We start from the raw sequence: 19,032 nt of genomic DNA, 5'->3' as shown, positions 1-19,032 counted from the left end.
TCCGTCTTTCCAGTTCTCTTCAGGCGAAGAAAACAAGTATTCGGTATTAGCTACCGTTTCCGGTAGTTGTCCCAAGCTTGAGGGCAGGTTGCCTACGTGTTACTCACCCGTCCGCCGCTAACTATCAGAGAAGCAAGCTTCTCTTCAAGTCCGCTCGACTTGCATGTATTAGGCATGCCGCCAGCGTTCGTCCTGAGCCAGGATCAAACTCTCCAATAAAGATGAATTTCGTCAGCGTCGTTAAACGCTGTGAAACTCATCGGGGTATTGAAAAGAGCGATAAGCTCATTTTGAATCTGACGAGATTGAAAATCTCATTTGTGTTCCAGTTTCCATACAGCCAGATGGCATGTGCCAAAAACTTTCACGTCATTCTGCAAGCAGAATGTTTACTCACTCGTTGTTCAGTTTTCAAAGATCAAACACGATTGTTTTACTTACTTTCTCGTCCTCACCAAGTTTCGGCGGCGACTTGAATAATGTAACACATTTCGTTTGTTTTCGTCAAGAACTTTTTTTGAATTTCTTTTCTAACACTTTATGTTCTTCACTTTTCCTCAACTGAATTTGTCATTTTATGATGATTCACTCATTTGGGGAACGAAATATAATGTACCATAATCTCCAGATCAGAGTCAACACCTAAACATATAAATTATTAAACAAACAAAAAAGGAAGGTTACCCCTCCTTTATAAACCATTTCACATTATCTCATTGATAGAATCAATCAACTCTCGATCCAATAGCGAATTTCCCGGCCTTCCCCTTCTAGTGAGGGCCATCCAGCTGATTCTTTAACTATAGAACGAAACACAAGTTTTCGAAGTACCAACGGCAGGTCCTTGCGAACAAATCTTAATTGAGGATGATGAACCAGTTCATTAATACTCCATGGCTCTTTTCGGCTTCTAATCACACGGAGCAGAAGTTCAGAGCATTCTCCCATTTTCGACATGACAGAAAACTCACAAGCGAGCAATACAAGCTCCACGCGCTGTTCCAAAGTCTCAGAACTTACCGTCAGTTCCTGATACAGCTTCCATAATGCACGATCTAATTGCTGCACATGAGTCCAGACGGCATGATCAGGGTAGATGCCCTGTTCAATAAGCACGATCCTTGCCCAGCTGCCCAGTGCCTCCAATGCATTGTAATAGGCATCCACAACATGCCCCTGCTGGATATGACGCTTCGCCTCAACGTACATCCTCAGAAAACTGGTAAACTCGTGAAACAGTTTTTGCTCACGCAACTCGTTCCCGAACGAAGATAACTCTTCTCTCAAATCGCTAATCTGGTTGCCCGTTTCCCAGATAATCTCACCATCAATAAGGCATTGCATGAGATTATCATGTTCTCCCGTAACCGCAGTAATCTGTAAATCAGACTGGCTGACATAGATCAACTGATAACGAAGATCTCCGTATCTGTAATGTTCGACCGTTGACATCGATTGATCTGTGTTATGCACGATCAGTACCATCAAGTCAAAATCCTGGATCAGGGAGCCGTGGAATCGCTCTCCCGGGTGGGAATAAGCGATAGCCCCAACTGCCCCTGTCTCTTCCGACTGCTCGGACAAAAAAGCAAGGTTCTTTAATTCCACGATTCCCTCCATACAATTTATACAATTCATGGCAGTTTAGCGCCAAGTCAGTTATAATGTAATTCGACATGATATACAATGTTTCCTTCTTTTTCAGGTCCGATACTACTCATACGATAGGAGCATTTTTTATGATTTTTAAATCAGCAAAAATTAATGCTTTTCGCACTTGGGGATTGCTGTTAACCATGCTAGGAATGGGCCTAATGATACTCGGCACAGCCGGAATTGTGTTCTGGGGACATGCCGGAAAGGTCATCGCAGCGGTCGGCCTTGTGATCGGGCTTGTTGCCATGCTGGGCAGTTTGATCATTTATTTCTGGGCAGGCATGCTCTCAACCAGTGCTGTGCAGGTCGATTGTCCAGAATGCGGCAAGTTAACGAAGATGCTGGGTAAAACAGATCGTTGCATGTTCTGTCATACGATTCTGACGATGGACCCGAACAAAGCCAATACGATGAGTCCGCCTGTGGAACCAACTACTCCACCAGCCGCGCCTTCCAAGTAACTCACAGGTGCCGAAATCCCATTAATGCATTTTGTCCATAAACCTTCACCGTACACTCTTAAACTCTGTACTCAACCTACAAGGTGGGTAAACGGTATCCAGCGCGGTTTGTAGTGCATAGAGTTGCAGGTGTATCTGTTGTTAACACGTTCTGAAACAGTAGTCGTCCCAACAAAAAGACCCGGTATCTTTACCGGGTCTTTTTTGATATGGAAAATGATGAGAATAATAAGTTCGATTTATTTTAATTTATTTAGAATAACCAGCCTCTTTGAGTGTTTCCCATGCCGATGCATTAGCAAAGCTTCTATTCCATGCAGCTACTCCGCCCAGTTTCAACGAAGAAATAAGATCTACCCTTGCTTGCAAGGATACTGCATCTTCGATCCAGATTTTTTTGACAGCGCCATCTTCCTTATACTCTACATAGTTTTGTCCGCTTGCTTGATCCAGAACAGGCTTGAGTTTCTTCTCTTTAATTAACTCCTGCACGGAATTCATACCTACCGCTTTGGAGGAAACTTTGATCTCTCCCTGCTCATTCGCTTTTTCAGTCCAAATCCGTGTATATAAAGGAACGGCCATAATCAGCTTGTCTGAAGGCACTTCATCTTCTTCCAGTATGCGGCGCATCGAGGATTCGGTCCATGGCAGTGAGGCAACAGAACCTGCTTTCGGACTGGCTGCCCAGTGCTCGTCATACGCCATCACGACAATATAATCGGCAAAAGCTCCTAATCCACGACGATCCAAAAACGCAGACCACATTTCACTATTTGATTTTGGCGTAACATCCACCGATAACATCAGGCCGTGAATACGAGCCATCGCCTTCATTTCACGTACAAATTGGGTAACATTCGCTCCATCGTTGGTATATACATTTTCAAAGTCGATATTAATACCATCCAGCCGGAACGTTTTAGCATAGTCCAGCATTTGTTCAATGATGTGTGTACGTTTGGCGTAGGTAGACAGTGCCTCCTTCGTGATGTCCGGATCGAAACTGTTATCCATCAATCCCCATACTTCCATCCCTGAACGCTTCGCCCAGTTCACATAGGCTTGGTCTCCTTTGCTTTTCACTGAGCCATTGCCATCCGTAATATGGAACCATGTCGGGCTCACTACGTTTACCCCAGGCATCTTGCCAATGGAGCTTACGTCAGGCTGACGATTGTAGACAGCCTCCCACACCAGATTCACCGGTTTGTTTTTCCACTTTTTCTCCGCGGCAGTAGGTGTAAACTTCGGCGTGTCCAGCGTTTTTTTCTCACCTAGAACAAGATGATCATTATCTACATAACCGGCATAACCGTTATCCATCTGCACAAAGCTCTGATCTGTTCCCGTCTTCCACACCCGCACTCTTACATTCTGCTTCATATCCGTGAGAATGGGGGACGACTCTTCTCCGCTCTTATACAGAGGAACGGTCTGATCTTCTTTGGATGACAACGTATCAATCGTAGCATACTGGATCGTATCTCCACCGCGCATCAAAATAACGGCTCCTGTTGTCGGATCTTCCTGAACGGCCAGCCCGTACACCTCCTTCAACGGTTGAAGGGGAATATACGCCTCATTAGACTTTACCTCCGGCTTTACTTTCAGCGGATAATTTTGATGATTCAGTTCAGCCTGGGTACTGCCCTCTTTCATATGCAACACTCTCTGCGGAGAAGCGATAATGATATCCCCCGAGTCAGGTTCGTATCGTATTCCAGGATCTACCGTTTCTTGCAACACTTTCACGGGCAGTTTAAGCTGACCACCTGTGCCGGAAGCATCCTCATCCATAAGCTGTCCATCTACAAAAATAGGCTGATTTCTCCCGAGCCAATCCGGGTCCTCATAGACCTTATTCAACCATACGCTGGTAATAAGCCAATAGGCACCACCTGCCACCAAACATGCACCAAGTAACCCTGGCCAAAATGAACGTCGTTTACGACGTGTATATTTGCTTTTTCTACCCAAACGACTACCTCCGTTAATTCCATAGATGATGGTAAACATCCCAAAAATCATGGATATATTCACATGGATGTTTTTCTCAGAACTCTGTATAAATAAAAAACGTGAAGAATCCATACTGAATTCCACACGTTAATATTGTAAATCATCTCTATTGATGCCTGCAACTTTTGCACACACCATATACTTCCAATCGGTGACCATGTACCTCAAATCCGGTGCTTGACTCAGCCTGAAGCTCCACACTCTTTAACGATGGATAACTGAAGTCTTCAATCTTGCCACACTGGTCGCATATCACATGATAATGATCCGTTACATTGGCATCAAAACGGCTTGAATTATCTCCGTAAGTCAGTTCCCGAACCATACCGGCTTCCAGAAACATTTTCAAATTGTTATATACGGTCGCCACGCTCATACTAGGGAATTGGGGTTCAAGTGCCTTGTAAATCTCATCGGCTGTCGGATGCCCCATCGATTCCATCAAATAGTTTAATATGGCATGACGCTGGGGTGTAATACGGACACCGGTCGTTTTGAGCTGCTCCAACGCATGTTGGACACGTGTTGCCATAAAGCCCACCGCCTTACCTTTCATTCTCTGTTTGAAAAAATGAATCTTCGCTGTCATACAGAGTATAATTTCCCGGCTGTACACAACGACAAACGCTCTTTGACGTCATGTAACCTTGCCAGTGTACATTTATTGTACGGCGATTGCAAGTTTATTGTCAACGCGGCGATGCAGGAACTTCGGTCGTATCCTCTTGGGAATTCTGACCTTCACCTGTCGTCTGCTGTCCTTCCCCATTTATTTCCACAGAATCTTGCAATATGGATTCTGGTGTAGAAACTGCCGGATTACGTTCTACCGTCAGATCACTATTTCCTTCAATTTTGATTCTGTATTCTCCCTCACCCAGTTGTCCTTCAATCGTTTTGTTTTTGACGTTGAACGGCATATCCGTCTTCAAATCACCGTAACTGCTGGAGCCCGACAGACTATAATCACCACGTTCAGGGATCACAACGTTAATGGCTCCCACTGCACTATATACATCCCAATCTCCACCGACTTTAGCGGAAACAATGTTAATACTGCCATTCAGGGACTGAGCTTTGACGCCCAGATTAGCACCATCCAGTGTAATATTGCCATTCCGGGTTTCAGCTGAAAACTCGCCAAAAGAGTCTGTAATGCTGACATTTCCCACTTGCGTGGTTAAATCTACATCTCCCGAAACACCGCGTGCTTTCATATCGCCACGGTTGCTATCCATGTCCACGTTGCCTATAGCGTTCGCTACGATTACGTCCCCGTTGAGCGTTTTCCCCGAGATATCGCCAACCGCATTCGTAATCCGAATTCGTCCATTGCCTGTCTCGGCAAGAATGGTCTTGATGGCTTCAGGACGGTTTAACAAAATGGCACCATTCGATGTGCGGATATCCAGATTGAAACGGCGGTCGTCTGGAATGGTGATCGTCATATTCATGCGTGGTTGCATTTTTTCATTTTCACCATACGCTTTACCTGTCGCTTTAATATGAATGACCTTATCCCCTTCCGCTTCTACAAAAGAAGCCGCGGCTACTGCCTTCGCCTGGACTTCAGATGCTTGGTCGACCCAGACAACGGTATTCACTTTAATCTCATCCGTATCTCCCCGCTGGATTGTTATATCTCCGTTCACACCTTCGACCACGATATCCGAAGTATCCATACGGACAGGAACTCCGATCGTGACCTTATCTTCCTTATAACCTGCAGCCTGACTGTAGTCCATTGAGGCAGCTCCCAGATTAAGACTGACGCGGTTCCACAGATGCATGTAGTGATCTTGTTCTGTCACAATAAATACAGAAGCGGTTAGAATCAAAGAGGCCAGAATGCCTTTGGCATCCGGTCTAAAACGTGCTTTTGGGCGCTCATCGGGCGTGGACAAACGATCTAAATCTCGTTTACTTCTCATGCGTGTCCACAGGAACAATACAATCCATTCCACACCCAGAGCCACAAGCAAAAATGGCCACCAATCCACGAATTCGTAGAGGTAGTCTGTGCCCCACTGTTTATCCATTATAAGCAGTACACCAACAGTAGCTATTAGAGAAGCAGCTGTAAAACGTCCTACCCTGATTTTGCGGTTCATTCTTTTCCCTCCTTCCGTCCACATCCGTACCCTATAATTTCTTCTTACGCAACATAACCCAAAATTCCCGGCCGAATAGCAATAAGCCGCCTGCGATCAACAGAATAGCAAAAGAATAGCCGCCATACATGGCAATCAGATCTTGAAACCAGCGTGGTTTACGGAAGAATAGCACCATCAGTGAACCTCCCACAATTAACAGAAGGCCAAACGAAATGCCACGTTCCCACACCATCATTCGATCCCGCTCAGATCGTTCGCCAACTAGCCGCTTGTCCATATTGCCTTGTGTTACAGCCCGTCGCCTGCGCAGCATAACCCAATCAGCTGATTGCAATACGTCATATACGTTGTAGAAATAAATCACCGGAATACAAAGAGCCAGCAAGATCAGTAGAGGTACATTGATCTGTATGCCGATGGACGAGAAGTATAACAGAGCGGATAAATCAAGCAAAACAAGCAAAATAAAAGTCAATCCGCGCATGTACAGACGTAAATAAATATGTCCCAAGCCCGGAACAATGGCACTTAAAAGCCCCGCAATAAACTTATGTGTTTTATTCCGCACCTTCTTGGGTTTCCTAGTCTTTACTCTTCTTGCGCGATCTGTATGGCCCTTCCCCTTCTTCATAACATGCTCCTTTCTCCAAAAAATGACCGTTACCTCTCATCATGCATTTGGTTAGATAGTACCCTAAAGCGCCTGAAGAGTAACTGGAATAAAAATGGATATTAAGAAAAACCCTCTGCCATGCCTGCGCTCAGAGGGTTAAGAATTCCTTTATTCAATCGACACTTTGGTCATGTGTTCCCACTGTCTTAACTTGGAGACAATCTGTATTGTCTTAAAGTCATGCGGCACTTGCACATGCAGTACAATTTCTATTTTCCGCTCAACGGATACAACTTCTGCAAAAGCCAAATCTGGTTCATTCACGGTAATCTTACGAACTCTGATCTTTTCCTGTTCCATAAAAGACGAGACCTTCTCTAATGTCCCTGGTTCGGACAAGGTATGAAGGGTAATGACATGCAGCTTATTGCCGCGTAAATACCTCAGCTCTAATTTGTTAAAAACCCAAAGATTTAAGAGTACCAGCACGGTGGAAACGATGGAGGCAAAAAAGAAGCCAGCCCCTGAGGCAAGACCTATCGCGGCAACCACCCATATCGACGCTGCGGTTGTGAGTCCCGTTATGGACTTACCTGTGAAAAGAATTGTACCTGCTCCTAAGAAACCGACACCGGTGATTACTGCTGTAGCCAGACGCGCAGGATCAATCCGCACGTTTAATTCATGTGCAAAATCTTTAAAACCATAAATAGACAGCATCATAATCAGCGCCGATCCAAGACAAACCAAAATATGAGTTCGTAGTCCAGCAGCATGATTGGAACGCTCACGTTCCAGCCCGACGAGTCCACCAAGTAGCATTGCCAGCAATAAACGAAGCAAAATATGCCATTCATCAATAAACCAAGGATTGCTCAACGTTCTAGTTCCTCCTCTAAGTTGTTCACATGCTTAAAGCTTATTCTTATGAAATGTCGTTAATTCCACTCCAGGTGCGATCTCTGCAGCATCGACAGGTTTAAATCCAAACTTCATATATAGATTCACCGCTGCTATATTCAGCGTTCCTGTGCATACGATATAACGCGACAGATCGGGATGTTGTTCGAAGACATGCTTCATTAATGAAGCGGCAATCCCTTTGCGAAAGTGGTTGGGATGTACCATCATACGTGTGATGGTTAGTGTGTCCCGTTCTTCCTCCATCACAGCCACTGCGCCAAGCAACTCTCCATCCTGCTTATCAACACATCCGTAAAATGTTTCTCCGCAGTTCTGTAATGTTTCCACCGTATCAAGCAAAGGTGGAATGTCTTGAAATCCGATAATCTTTGCTTCCAATCGGTAAGCCATATGTTGCAACCTCCACAATTGGGCCAACATATCTTCATCACGTAGTGACAATGTTTGAATGCTCATGGTTAAGCACAACTCCTCCGTATCAGACTTCATAAACCGTTAAAACCTAAATAACACGGTGCGTCAGAATTCTTTATACCAAAAAAGAGGCTGTCACAGGGACGAGCCTCTTTCTGTCCGACCTCACTGGAAGGATTAGCGGTTCAATACATCTGCGAGCAGTTGATTAACAAGGGCCGGATTCGCCTTGCCTTTACTTTCTTTCATGACCTGACCTACAAGGAAACCGATGGCCTTTTGTTTGCCAGCCTTGTAATCCTCGACAGATTGCGGATTGTTCGCAACGACCTGCTCAACAATGGCGAGGATCGCTCCTTCGTCACTGATTTGCACAAGTCCTTTTTCTTCAACGATCTGTTGTGGAAGCTTGCCGCTTTCCAGCATTTCCTTAAATACCGTTTTAGCGATTTTGCTGTTGATGGTGCCTTTCTCCAACAATCCGATCATCTCACCGAGTCCTTGCCCCGTCAGCGGAACTTGCGTTACTTCAAGGTTATTGGTGTTAAGATAACCAAGCAGGTCACCCATAATCCAGTTGGAAACGGATTTGGCATCCTGGGTATATTTCAGACTGTCTTCAAACAGGTCTGCAATCGCTTTGGAAGAGGTGATAACCTCGGCATCATAACTAGGCAGACTGTAATCCGCAGTGTACCGGGCTTTACGCTGATCCGGCAGTTCAGGAATGGAAGCTCTGATGCGTTCCTTCCATTCGGCATCAATATGCAGTTTTACCAGATCCGGGTCTGGGAAATAACGATAGTCATGCGCTTGCTCTTTGCCACGCATCGACAAGGTTTTGCCCTGAGCTTCATCCCAGCGGCGTGTCTCTTGAACAACTTCTCCGCCGTCATCGAGAATTTCGGCTTGACGATATTGTTCATATTCCAGACCGCGCTGTACACCACGGAAGGAGTTCATGTTTTTGAGCTCCGCCCTTGTGCCCAGCTTCTCCTGACCATGTGGACGCAAGCTGATGTTGGCATCACAACGAAGTGACCCCTCTTCCATCTTCACATCAGAAACATCACAGTACTGCATGATCGCACGAAGTTTTTCCAAATACGCACGCGCTTCTTCCGGAGAAGAAATCTCGGGTTCGGATACAATCTCGACCAACGGAGTTCCGACACGGTTAAAGTCCACAAGTGAGGCATAACCACCATCTACGTGTGTGAGCTTTCCTGCATCCTCTTCCAGATGCAAACGCGTGATACCGATCCGTTTTGTTTCTCCGTTGACTTCGATATCAATCCAGCCATTCTCGCCAATCGGCTGATCAAATTGTGAAATCTGATATGCTTTAGGTGAATCCGGGTAGAAGTAGTTTTTACGGTCAAACTTGCTGACATCGGCGATTGTGCAGTTGAGAGCCATTGCGGCTTTCATCGCATAGTCAACAGCCTGACGGTTCAGCACAGGCAATACGCCCGGGTGTCCGAGACAGACCGGACAGGTGTGTGTGTTAGGCGGAGCTCCAAAAGCGGTGGAGCAGCCACAGAAAATTTTGGAGTTGGTATGTAACTCCACGTGGACTTCGAGTCCAACGACCGTTTCATATTTAGATGCGGACATTTCTTATTACCTCCGTTCCGGGCAGTCTACAGCTGCGGACGCTGCTTGTGGAATGCTGTATTTTGTTCATACGCATGCGCTACGCGCAGTACGGTTGTTTCATCAAAAGCTTTACCGATAATCTGCAAACCAACAGGCAGTCCGTCTGCGAATCCGCAAGGAATGCTGACCGCTGGAACACCCGCCAAGCTGACTGGAATCGTCAGAATGTCGTTCAGGTACATCGTAAGCGGATTGTCTACCTGAGACCCCATCTTAAATGCCGTTGTAGGTGCAGTAGGCCCGATAATCACGTCATATTTGGCAAAAACATCATCGAAGTCCTGTTTGATCAATGTGCGTACTTTCTGAGCTTTCAAATAATACGCATCATAGTAACCGGAGCTAAGTGCATAGGTTCCGAGCATAATACGCCGTTTTACTTCCGGACCAAAGCCCTGACTTCTGGACTGGTGGTACAGATCCAGCAAATTCTCCGGATTGTCCGCACGTACACCGTAACGTACACCGTCAAAACGAGCCAAGTTGGAAGAAGCTTCAGAAGAAGCAAGCAGGTAATAGGTAGCTACTGCATATTCGGTATGCGGCAGAGACACTTCTTCCCATGTCGCTCCAAGACCTTCCAGCACATTGAGTGCGGCAAGAACTTTCTCTTTTACTTGCGGGTCAACGCCTTCACCGATGTACTCCTTCGGTACGGCAATACGCAATCCCTTGACATCACCTGTCAGTCCGCTCAAATAATCCGGGATATCCACCTTGGCAGATGTCGAATCTTTGGCATCATAACCGGCAATGGCTTGCAATACATAAGCAGAATCTTCTACATTTTTGGTCAAAGGTCCGATTTGGTCGAGGGATGACGCAAAGGCCACCAAGCCAAAACGGGAAACCAGTCCATAAGTAGGCTTCAAACCAACAATTCCGCAATAGGAAGCAGGCTGACGAATAGAACCGCCCGTGTCTGATCCAAGTGTGAAGTACGCTTCTCCCGCAGCAACCGCTGCAGCAGAACCACCTGAGGAACCACCCGGAACACGATCAAGTGCCCATGGATTATGCACAGGTGAGAAGCTGGAGTTCTCGTTGGAACCACCCATGGCAAATTCGTCCATATTCAGTTTACCCAAGGTTACGGTATCCGCTGCTTTGAGTTTCTCGACAACGGTTGCATCATACACCGGGTCGAAATTACGAAGGAACTGACTTCCGCAAGTCGTACGCAGTCCGTTCGTCACGATATTATCTTTGATACCTACGGGCAAGCCAAACAGCAAACCTTTCTCTTCACCACTGACAAGTCGGTCATCGAGCTGACGAGCGCGTGCGCGTGCGTTCTCCTCGTCCAGTGTCAAATAAGCCTTCACTTTGTCGTCATGCGCGCCGATAGTCTGATACGCCTGATCCACTAGATCACTGACCGATAGTTCTTTGGCGTGCAGCTTGTTATGTAACTCAGGCAACGATTGTTCAAATAAACTCACAGTGCTTGTCCTCCTTCCAATTATCCGTTATTCCATCACAGCAGGCACTTTAAACTGCCCATCTTCTTCATCTGGTGCGTTGTGCATCACCTGTTCTATGGACAGGCTTTCCTTGGTTTCATCCTCACGCATCACGTTGCTGACATGCAAAACGTGGGTTGTTGGCTCAATATTGTCCGTGTCCAGCTCGTTCAGCTTCTCTGCATATTTTAAGATCGCGTTCAGTTGACCTGTCAGCGTCTGTTCTTCTTCAGCAGTTAGATTGAGCCGAGCCAACTTGGCCACATGCTGAACGTCATTGTTCGAAATACTCATTACCGGATGCCTCCTTCAATCGTTCTTTGCCTGAGACAAACCTGCAAACGAAGCGTTCGTTTAACGGGCTAAAGTCCCAAGATAACTTTTCTCATTATAGGTGAGTTAGTTCGACAATTCAATGCAAATGCAAAAAAGGAGCCGGCATTAGCCGACTCCTGAAATACTAGTCCTTAAATCCATGCACGCAGATTAACCTGCTTTATAAAATCCGCCTGAGACATTACATCAATCGCGGTTTCTTCTTCCTCTTCCACAGCTTGAGGCTCCCCGTTCATCAGTTGATGAAACAGCTTCTCATTATGTGTCGCAAGGGCGTAATCTATCAACGCTTCTCGCTCGACCCGCTCAGCTTCCTGCTTCAGCAGAACCTCTTCCAGATCGATGTCGCCGGATGGAACAAAAAAGTTCCGATTAACCAACGGCACTCGAAGCACGTAATCGAACGCATTGTCCGGATTCCGGTCATAAGCGATGATGTATCCATATTCCCCCACAGGAAGATTCTGCTCAAACGCATCCGCGACGATGACAACTTTCTCTCCTAATCGTAGCATCGCCTAACCTCCTGGTAGTCTATCATTCATATTTATTTGTATAGTCTACTAGAAAAGAATAACGATGTCTAGGAATACTAGATTTAAACAACATATTTGTGCAAAATCTTTTGGGGTTTTCCTCATGACAACCCCGATCGTTCCCATATCATCTGTTATGTTCACTTCTTGCTGTGTCGTTTCATGTCTGTACGAATGACAACTAACCAGTAAATTAACAGTGGACCTGGAACACTAGTAATGCCCCACAATCCCCATAACCAAGGAAAACGACCTCGTTTACGTGCGTCCAGAAAAATCCAAGTTCCTTGAAACAACAACAAAAGCGCAAGGAATACAAGCAAAACCGGAGGAATCTCTGCTAACGAATAATGCAATCTATTCATGATGCATCGTCTCCTTCCGGTGCCGGACCAACCATAATGCAGCTGCTATAACTGCAATGACTGTGCCCAGAACTTGTATACCCAAATATACGGCAGGAGAAGAAACAAACAACAACGTCGCCAGTGTAATTACCATCAACGCGACAAGCCAGAAACAGATGATCTCAACCAGATTGGCTCTGCGCTTGATACGTCTTTGTTCCCTTACACGGGATTCGAGTGTTGCCAAGGATGGAATATCAGCAGGTTCACAGACATCATCCAGTGCTTTCATAGACTGTTGTAATCGCTGCACGATTTCCTGGTCCTGTGACTCATTCGATCTGCTCATGTTATTCCAACTCCTTTCTTAATTGACGGAGACCATAAGCTGTCCGAGACTTTGCCGTTCCGGCAGGTATGCCCAGCATATCGCCGATCTCATCGTAACTATAACCATAATAATGTTTCAGCAGCACAGTAACACGATGCTCAGGGGTTAGCCTCGTCATCGCGTCCATCACATCTGTCCATTCCTCGTTTCGACTTTCGAGTTGCCAGCGAAAACGACGGATTGCCTGATGGCGAATCAGGTCAAGCCAGCTCTGCTCCCTCTTTTTCCGCCTGATTCTGTCAATGTAGATACGAGTTCCGATGGTGATCATCCATGATGAAAACGCTGATGTACCATCATAACGCCGAATATTTTCCATACAGCGAATCATGGTGTCCTGCACAATCTCTTCAGCTAGATTAGGATCCATCGTAACTTTCACAAGATATTTATAAACAAACGAGTAATGTCGCTGTAGTAGTGCTGCAAGTGCACTGTCATCGCCCTCTGCCGCTCTGCGCACTTCCTCCAATTCAGCCGTTCTCATCATGATGATCACCCGCTTCCTGTTCAATCTAGAGGTAATACGATAGACTCCGTTCAAACGTTCAACGCTAAATGAAATATTTTTTTGGGAAGGACTTTATCGTTTCGATTTTGGAGTAATATGAATACGACAATTTCCCGGGCAATCAGACTCCATTTCGATAATCTTGCAGTTTGTCGAACCACCGCTGATCTCGGGCTCCGTTCTGCAACACATGACTGGTCCATATATTTTGCTGAAAGTTGAGATCTGGTTTAGTACAAACAATTTTAGAATGCCCCTGTTCAGAGCTGCCTTGCTTTGCTTTTCTTAAAATGGAATGATCTGAGTCAGTACAAGGATGACCTACACTCCAATGGGAATGTTTATTTCTATGAATTGGACTCAAACTGCTATTAGGTATGTATGCTTTCTGATGAACCGCTTCCTTAATAACGGAATTCATGACGGAATGTAATTGAAGTCGGCGATCATCAAGACATGTGTATTCTGGCTGTTGCGTCTGTAACATGTTTATTTTCTCCACATCGTTCTCCCTCACTCTCGCTTATGAATATTTATTCCTTATATTCTTCTAAATTCAGCTAAAAAAAGGCTGAAAACAAAAAAAGAACGCAAACCGGGTATAGACCACAGTCTGCGTGCTTCGCAAGTTAGGGTATTTCTATTCAACGCTTTAGTTAAGTGATGCCTTAACGCTTGTAATAACTAATTGCTATTCTAATGAAAAAGCTGACACTTGTCCAGACTTAATTCATATATTCTGTCGAATTATCTGGCAGGAACGTAAGGATTATTCTTTTTCTCATACCCTATCGTTGTTTTGGGACCATGTCCCGGATATACCTTAACCTCATCCGGGAAACGATACAACTTATTCTGAATGGAGTCCACCAGATCGCGTTCACGTCCACCTGTGAGGTCCGTTCTCCCTACGCCCATGCGGAACAACACATCTCCAGCAAACAGATCATTTTCGCAAAGGAGACTGACACTCCCTGGAGAATGTCCTGGCGTATGGTATACCTGAAACGTGTGACCAATCAATTGCAGCTTCTGACCTTCATCCAAGGCAAACTCTGCCGGATTCGCCGTGATTGGTGGTGTGACTTGCGGCCAATTCAACGACCCGTTCAACTTGGCCGTAGTCAGCCAGTCACTTTCCAGATCATGCAAGTAGACGGGACAGCCCTTCAGCTTACGAATCTCCTCCACACCGCCGATATGATCGAAATGAGCATGGGTCAGAAGAATCGCTTCAATCTCCAGATCCTGAATAGCCTTGAGTAGCGGGCCAGGATTCATGCCTGGGTCAACTATAACAGCTTTACCCGGGTCCTCGCCCTGTAACAGGTAGGCATTGGTTTGCAACGGCCCGAGCGTAAATGTACGAATACTAAGCATATGAATTAAAAACCCGAAATCAGTTCACGCAGCTCACGAATGACCACTGCATGGGACTCCGTTCCTTCCCCATAACGTTTCAAAATCTCTTTGCGCGCTTCGGCCATGTTGTCTTGGTAGTCTGCAGCTTCACGATCAGGATTCAGTCGTTTGAACTCGACCATAACCTCTTGTACGTGTTGTGGGCGCGGCCCCCATTGACCAAGCACATGTCCGCCTGTATCTGCTACGATCACAATCGGCACAGAACGGCCACCCATCGTCAGGAATTCATCCATCACATCCGGATGATTTTCCATAATCAGAACTTCAGTCGGAATGCCTGAAATCTCCAGCGCCTGAAATACGACCGGAATATTACGCACAACGTCACCGCACCAATCGGCTGCCAGAATCAGCACACGAAGGTCGTCACGATAGTTCAGACTTTCAAAAAATTCGCGATCCTCTTCGCTTGCCCAGACAAAGCTGTCATAGTTCGTCTGAAACTCACTTTGGTTTTTGGTCATACTTGCGATAAATTCCTTCGGTGGCAAGCCTTTACCGAATTTGTGAGACAAGTTAGGTTTGGACATTACTTCACACTTCCTCTCTTTTTACGTACATTCATCCATTTGATAACAACATAAATAATCATAAGAGCAAGCGCGACAAGCAGGATCGGCGTAATAAACGGGGCCGCTTTCTCATCTACATGCTTCCACTGATCTCCGAGAATCATCCCTAAATATATAAACAATGCAGTCCAAGGTATAACAGCGAGTGTGGTCAGCAGAATGAATTTGCCTGTGTGCATTTTCGTGATGCCAGCCGGAATCGAAATCGCATGTCTTACGACCGGTACAAATCGCGCGGTGAAAATAACACCTGTGCCGTATTTGCGGAACCACTCTTCAGAATGATCGATGTGTTTTTTCTGGATCAATATGTATTTACCGTAGCGCTCAAGTACAGGTCTGCCGCCATAACGACCGATCCAGTAAATAAACAGCTGAGCCAGCACTCCGCCCACTGTACCAAAAATCATCGCACCGAAGAAGTTAATGTTATGCTGAGAAACGAGAAAACCACCATATGCCAGCACAATTTCACTTGGGATAACCTCCAGCATTAACCCGAGCATGATGCCAAAGTATCCGAGACTTTGAATCCAGTCGAATAATTGGCTGACAATGCTATGAATAACGTCCATCTCAACCCTCTTTCTTTTTCCTGAATGGTGGTGCTCTGACGCACCATGGGTGTTCGTCCTTATTTTATCACAGCCCCCTGAACGTGGCTACTTGCGAGAACGGGACAGTGTCCCGCAGGTACTACTTCGCATATGGTATGGGGAGAGGAGTGTGGGAACATGTCATTTAAATCTGTACCCGGGTCTCCCCCGGTCAAGCATAAGCAATCCGGCCAAAATTTGCCCTCCGCCCGAGGCATTCGTCGTGCCTGCAGCAAGGAATTATACCGGACATCCAAGCGGTTGAAATTGTATATCTCTCCAGAACGTATGAAACAGGCCGAGGAAAAATACTACGCCAAAGTTATTGCGAATCTGCTCTGGATCGGAGAAAACCGCAATGATCGTAAAAAACTGTGCGAATGGTGGAATAACGAAGTCAGCGCAGATATTGCTGCGCTCTGGGACGTTGAGGTTGAACCGCTGAAAGAAGCTTTCAAACATGCCTTTGGTGGTTATCGTCTGTAGAAAAGTTTGAACAGGCCGGCGAAAGCATTCTCGTCCGCCTGTTCAAGACCTGCCGAGAAAAAGCAATATGCCCGGGCTTTCCTTTTACAATGAAGCTGCAAAATTCAAGAAAGAAAAGCCAGTGTGGATCTCCGCATCTACAGAATCGTCATTAAATGAATTAACGATTGCAACGGGTTGAAACCAGTACGAAGATTCAAGCTTGTTATGGTTCACCGCCCCAAGCAATTCTGTGTAAATTCTCTGCTGCCAACGAAGATGAAGGATGCAATTGAAAACGACGATCGTTACGCATTCGTTCTGTATTTACCTGTGATGCCAACTCTTTGTAACGTTCATATATTTCTATTCCTAGCGCCGCAGTCTTTTGGGCTTGTCGGACTTTTCCTTCTGAAATCTCACGCATCGTCGCCTGTTCTATCCAGTAGAGCACCGTTCTCTGGGTTATAGCATCATAACGATTCAGGGTAATGGCTGAAATGAAATATTCCCCCGCTTGCTCCCCTTCTCCGCATTTGGCTTCTAATCGGCCAAGCTCCACATAGAGGTCAGAATTACCAGGTGAACGGGACAAGCTGTTCAATAAGATGAATTCGGCTTCCGCTTGAGGCAGCGTACGCGCAAGGGAAATCGCCAAATCAGGCCGACTTGGATTCAAACGATGTGCTGATCGAAGATACTGGGCACTCGCTGTTGTTCCCATTGACTCAGTCAGTGCGTGACGATATTGCATATCTGCCCATGCGTAACGTGCTGTGATCCAGACGGTACTTCCCAGCCAGCATGTAAGCATAAATACGACTACATATCGTTTGATGTGGCCTGATATGACGTAAGAAAACGAAGTACGAGTCCAGGTACGGATGTAGCTACAAACGTAGGCATAGAGGTGGGTCTCAACCCTGTGATTCGTAAGACAGTGTTGATGCGATGAGACTGGCCCCGCTTCTATTCTCAGCGCAACCGCCCATGCCGCGAGCCAGATGAAGAGCATCCAGCTGAGCGTATAACTCCAGTCGAAGTCCACGATTCCATGCAGGACGAAGACAAGCACAGCCGGCAGTAGCCGCGGTGCGAAGCGGCGGATACTGCGCAGGGTGAAGAGTATCCACCCTGCAATCAGCGCGATGCCGAGCAGGCCCGTATCCAGGGCCAGATCGAGCAGCCCGCTGTGTACCTCGCCGCCGACATACGGCGAGGACTGGATGGCGCGAAACATGTTGCGCCATGTATCCCCTCCGTGGCCGAGCCATGCGGCCTCGGTCCATAACCGCAGGGCATCCCGCCACAGCTGCAGGCGTGATGCCCCTGTGCCGACCCCCGCCGCGAAACGTTCGGCGGTGGAGGCTGCGGCCATCAGTGCGGCGGCGATGCACGCCAGCACGGTGGCCGCAAGAGCAGTGGCGCGCCCGGCTGGGCCGCCGCTGTGCCAGAGACGGCACAGCAGCAGCGTGCCGAGCAGCGCAGCTGCCCATGCCCCGGCCAGTGCCAGCAGGCCGGGCACGGGTGCAGGCGCCAGCTGGGCAGCAGCCAGCTGGCGGTAGAGCCAGGCCGCGCAGGCCAGGGGCGCGGCCAAGGCCAGCAGCAGCGGCAGGCGGGCACCGCGCCGCTGTAAGAAGGCGGCGGCCACGGCACAGCCGGCCGCTAGCCAGGCGCCGCGCGACTCGCTCAGCAGGAGCGCGGCTTGCGCGGGCATGAGCGGCAGCACCGCCGCGAAGAGCCGCCGTGCCGGGACGGCTCGCCCGGCCAGCACCCCCGCGGCGGCCGTCAGCCGCTCCAATGCGTACATGCCAACAACGGCACCGTACGCATTGGGGTACTGCAGCAATCCGCCGAGCCGGGCACCGGCGGAGCTGATCTCGGGGTCAGCTGTCCGCATGACCCCGTAGGGCAGCGGCAGCACACCGCACACGGCTAAAATGCCGCTTAGCACAAGCATGCCGCCTGCCAGCTGCCAGCCAAAGGCCAGCCAGCGCACACCACCCTTACTCGCTGCCAGCAACACAGCGAGCAGGGCAAACATCGCGAGCAAGCTCCAGCGCAACATCTCATGGATACTGCCCTGCGTACTTACCGAGCCTGCCCAAGCATGCAGGGCATAACACACCATGATTGCCAAAGGAAATCCCACATGCACTAAATCTACGACTCCCAGCCGAGTGGATTCCGACCGAACGGAGACCATGCCATCAATTCCCCTTATCAGTACACCTCGTTTATACACCACAAGAGAGAACAGCACGATAACACCAGTCATCAGAATAACGGGGTACAAGTCGGCCGGATGGAACAATCCTCTTCGCAAACATCCTGCCAGCAGTATAGCTGCCATGCTTAAACCTAAGACTACAATCCACCATCTGGATTCACGATTACGCTTCTCACTACCCTTATTCCCCATTGCAAGCTCACAACTGGACGCTGATGGCCCATGCCCAGAGATCAAGAAACGGCGTGGACTGGCTATATCGTTATATGTATTGTGCCCATCTCTGAAATAGCACCC

General features: G+C 47.4%; 20 protein-coding genes and 1 rRNA gene. 2 read left to right on the top strand and 19 right to left on the bottom strand.

All coding sequences use genetic code 11. The features are described from left to right. Both BLQ13_RS25500 and BLQ13_RS25495 read right to left on the bottom strand, forming a co-directional pair. Positions 1–219 (bottom strand): 16S ribosomal RNA (locus tag BLQ13_RS25500); the annotation flags it as partial. Positions 220–729: 510 nt separating this feature from the next. Then, entirely contained in the window at positions 730–1,608 is an 879-nt protein-coding gene (locus tag BLQ13_RS25495) for a nucleotidyltransferase-like protein (RefSeq protein WP_167375848.1), read from the bottom strand. A 131-nt stretch (positions 1,609–1,739) separates the two neighbouring features. On the opposite strand from BLQ13_RS25495, the gene BLQ13_RS25490 reads away from it, so the two are divergent. After that, entirely contained in the window at positions 1,740–2,117 is a 378-nt protein-coding gene (locus BLQ13_RS25490; protein WP_090924511.1) for a DUF2614 family zinc ribbon-containing protein, read from the top strand. A 249-nt stretch (positions 2,118–2,366) separates the two neighbouring features. Here the strand turns inward: BLQ13_RS25490 and BLQ13_RS25485 are convergent, their stop codons facing one another. The 16 genes from BLQ13_RS25485 to uptA form a co-directional block, all read right to left on the bottom strand. Next, positions 2,367–4,097 (bottom strand): glycosyl hydrolase family 18 protein, encoded by a 1,731-nt coding sequence (locus tag BLQ13_RS25485; protein WP_090924522.1) that lies wholly within the window; start codon positions 4,095–4,097, stop codon positions 2,367–2,369. A 148-nt stretch (positions 4,098–4,245) separates the two neighbouring features. After that, a complete protein-coding gene (perR, locus tag BLQ13_RS25480) occupies positions 4,246–4,671 on the bottom strand; it encodes a peroxide-responsive transcriptional repressor PerR (RefSeq protein ID WP_090924521.1) in 426 nt (141 codons plus the stop codon). Between the two features lie 157 nt (positions 4,672–4,828). Further along, entirely contained in the window at positions 4,829–6,250 is a 1,422-nt protein-coding gene (locus BLQ13_RS25475; protein WP_090924510.1) for a DUF4097 family beta strand repeat-containing protein, read from the bottom strand. A gap of 31 nt (positions 6,251–6,281) precedes the next feature. Continuing rightward, positions 6,282–6,821: a hypothetical protein gene (locus BLQ13_RS25470; RefSeq protein WP_154960138.1), complete on the bottom strand. Its 540-nt coding sequence runs from the start codon at positions 6,819–6,821 to the stop codon at positions 6,282–6,284. A 213-nt stretch (positions 6,822–7,034) separates the two neighbouring features. Further along, positions 7,035–7,745 (bottom strand): MgtC/SapB family protein, encoded by a 711-nt coding sequence (locus tag BLQ13_RS25465; RefSeq protein WP_090924508.1) that lies wholly within the window; start codon positions 7,743–7,745, stop codon positions 7,035–7,037. 33 nt (positions 7,746–7,778) lie between these two features. Beyond that, entirely contained in the window at positions 7,779–8,246 is a 468-nt protein-coding gene (locus BLQ13_RS25460; RefSeq protein ID WP_090924507.1) for a GNAT family N-acetyltransferase, read from the bottom strand. Between the two features lie 135 nt (positions 8,247–8,381). Next, positions 8,382–9,821: an Asp-tRNA(Asn)/Glu-tRNA(Gln) amidotransferase subunit GatB gene (gatB, locus tag BLQ13_RS25455; RefSeq protein ID WP_090924506.1), complete on the bottom strand. Its 1,440-nt coding sequence runs from the start codon at positions 9,819–9,821 to the stop codon at positions 8,382–8,384. Between the two features lie 26 nt (positions 9,822–9,847). Next, on the bottom strand, positions 9,848–11,305 hold the full coding sequence (gene gatA, locus BLQ13_RS25450; protein ID WP_090924505.1) for an Asp-tRNA(Asn)/Glu-tRNA(Gln) amidotransferase subunit GatA: 1,458 nt from the start codon (positions 11,303–11,305) through the stop codon (positions 9,848–9,850). Between the two features lie 27 nt (positions 11,306–11,332). Continuing rightward, the gene (gatC, locus tag BLQ13_RS25445; RefSeq protein ID WP_090924504.1) at positions 11,333–11,620 is read right to left on the bottom strand and encodes an Asp-tRNA(Asn)/Glu-tRNA(Gln) amidotransferase subunit GatC; all 288 of its coding nucleotides are present in this window, start codon (positions 11,618–11,620) and stop codon (positions 11,333–11,335) included. A 173-nt stretch (positions 11,621–11,793) separates the two neighbouring features. Then, on the bottom strand, positions 11,794–12,177 hold the full coding sequence (locus BLQ13_RS25440) for an ATPase (RefSeq protein ID WP_090924503.1): 384 nt from the start codon (positions 12,175–12,177) through the stop codon (positions 11,794–11,796). A gap of 161 nt (positions 12,178–12,338) precedes the next feature. Further along, on the bottom strand, positions 12,339–12,563 hold the full coding sequence (locus tag BLQ13_RS25435) for a hypothetical protein (RefSeq protein ID WP_090924502.1): 225 nt from the start codon (positions 12,561–12,563) through the stop codon (positions 12,339–12,341). Beyond that, entirely contained in the window at positions 12,556–12,894 is a 339-nt protein-coding gene (locus BLQ13_RS25430) for a YxlC family protein (protein WP_090924501.1), read from the bottom strand. Before BLQ13_RS25430 ends, BLQ13_RS25435 begins: the two co-directional genes overlap by 8 nt. Position 12,895: 1 nt before the next feature. Next, positions 12,896–13,426 carry an RNA polymerase sigma factor SigY gene (sigY, locus tag BLQ13_RS25425; RefSeq protein ID WP_308723229.1) on the bottom strand — a complete coding sequence of 177 codons (531 nt, stop codon included), beginning with the start codon at positions 13,424–13,426 and terminating at the stop codon, positions 12,896–12,898. Between the two features lie 768 nt (positions 13,427–14,194). Continuing rightward, positions 14,195–14,827 carry an MBL fold metallo-hydrolase gene (locus BLQ13_RS25415; RefSeq protein WP_090924499.1) on the bottom strand — a complete coding sequence of 211 codons (633 nt, stop codon included), beginning with the start codon at positions 14,825–14,827 and terminating at the stop codon, positions 14,195–14,197. 5 nt (positions 14,828–14,832) lie between these two features. Next, the gene (locus BLQ13_RS25410; RefSeq protein ID WP_090924498.1) at positions 14,833–15,402 is read right to left on the bottom strand and encodes a thioredoxin family protein; all 570 of its coding nucleotides are present in this window, start codon (positions 15,400–15,402) and stop codon (positions 14,833–14,835) included. After that, positions 15,402–16,019, bottom strand: a complete 618-nt coding sequence (gene uptA / locus BLQ13_RS25405) for an undecaprenyl phosphate transporter UptA (protein ID WP_090924497.1) — start codon at positions 16,017–16,019, stop codon at positions 15,402–15,404. The genes BLQ13_RS25410 and uptA overlap by 1 nt, the downstream gene beginning before the upstream one ends. A gap of 159 nt (positions 16,020–16,178) precedes the next feature. On the opposite strand from uptA, the gene BLQ13_RS25400 reads away from it, so the two are divergent. After that, on the top strand, positions 16,179–16,526 hold the full coding sequence (locus BLQ13_RS25400; protein WP_090924496.1) for a dehydrogenase: 348 nt from the start codon (positions 16,179–16,181) through the stop codon (positions 16,524–16,526). A gap of 205 nt (positions 16,527–16,731) precedes the next feature. Here BLQ13_RS25400 and BLQ13_RS25395 read toward each other — a convergent pair whose 3' ends face one another. Beyond that, positions 16,732–18,858 carry an O-antigen ligase family protein gene (locus tag BLQ13_RS25395; protein WP_167375847.1) on the bottom strand — a complete coding sequence of 709 codons (2,127 nt, stop codon included), beginning with the start codon at positions 18,856–18,858 and terminating at the stop codon, positions 16,732–16,734. Positions 18,859–19,032: the final 174 nt, after the last annotated feature.

This window comes from Paenibacillus polysaccharolyticus (assembly GCF_900102085.1).
In the GTDB taxonomy this organism is placed as follows: domain Bacteria; phylum Bacillota; class Bacilli; order Paenibacillales; family Paenibacillaceae; genus Paenibacillus; species Paenibacillus polysaccharolyticus.
Note: the sequence above shows the minus strand (reverse complement) of the source record. Positions and strands in the feature narration are given on the sequence as shown.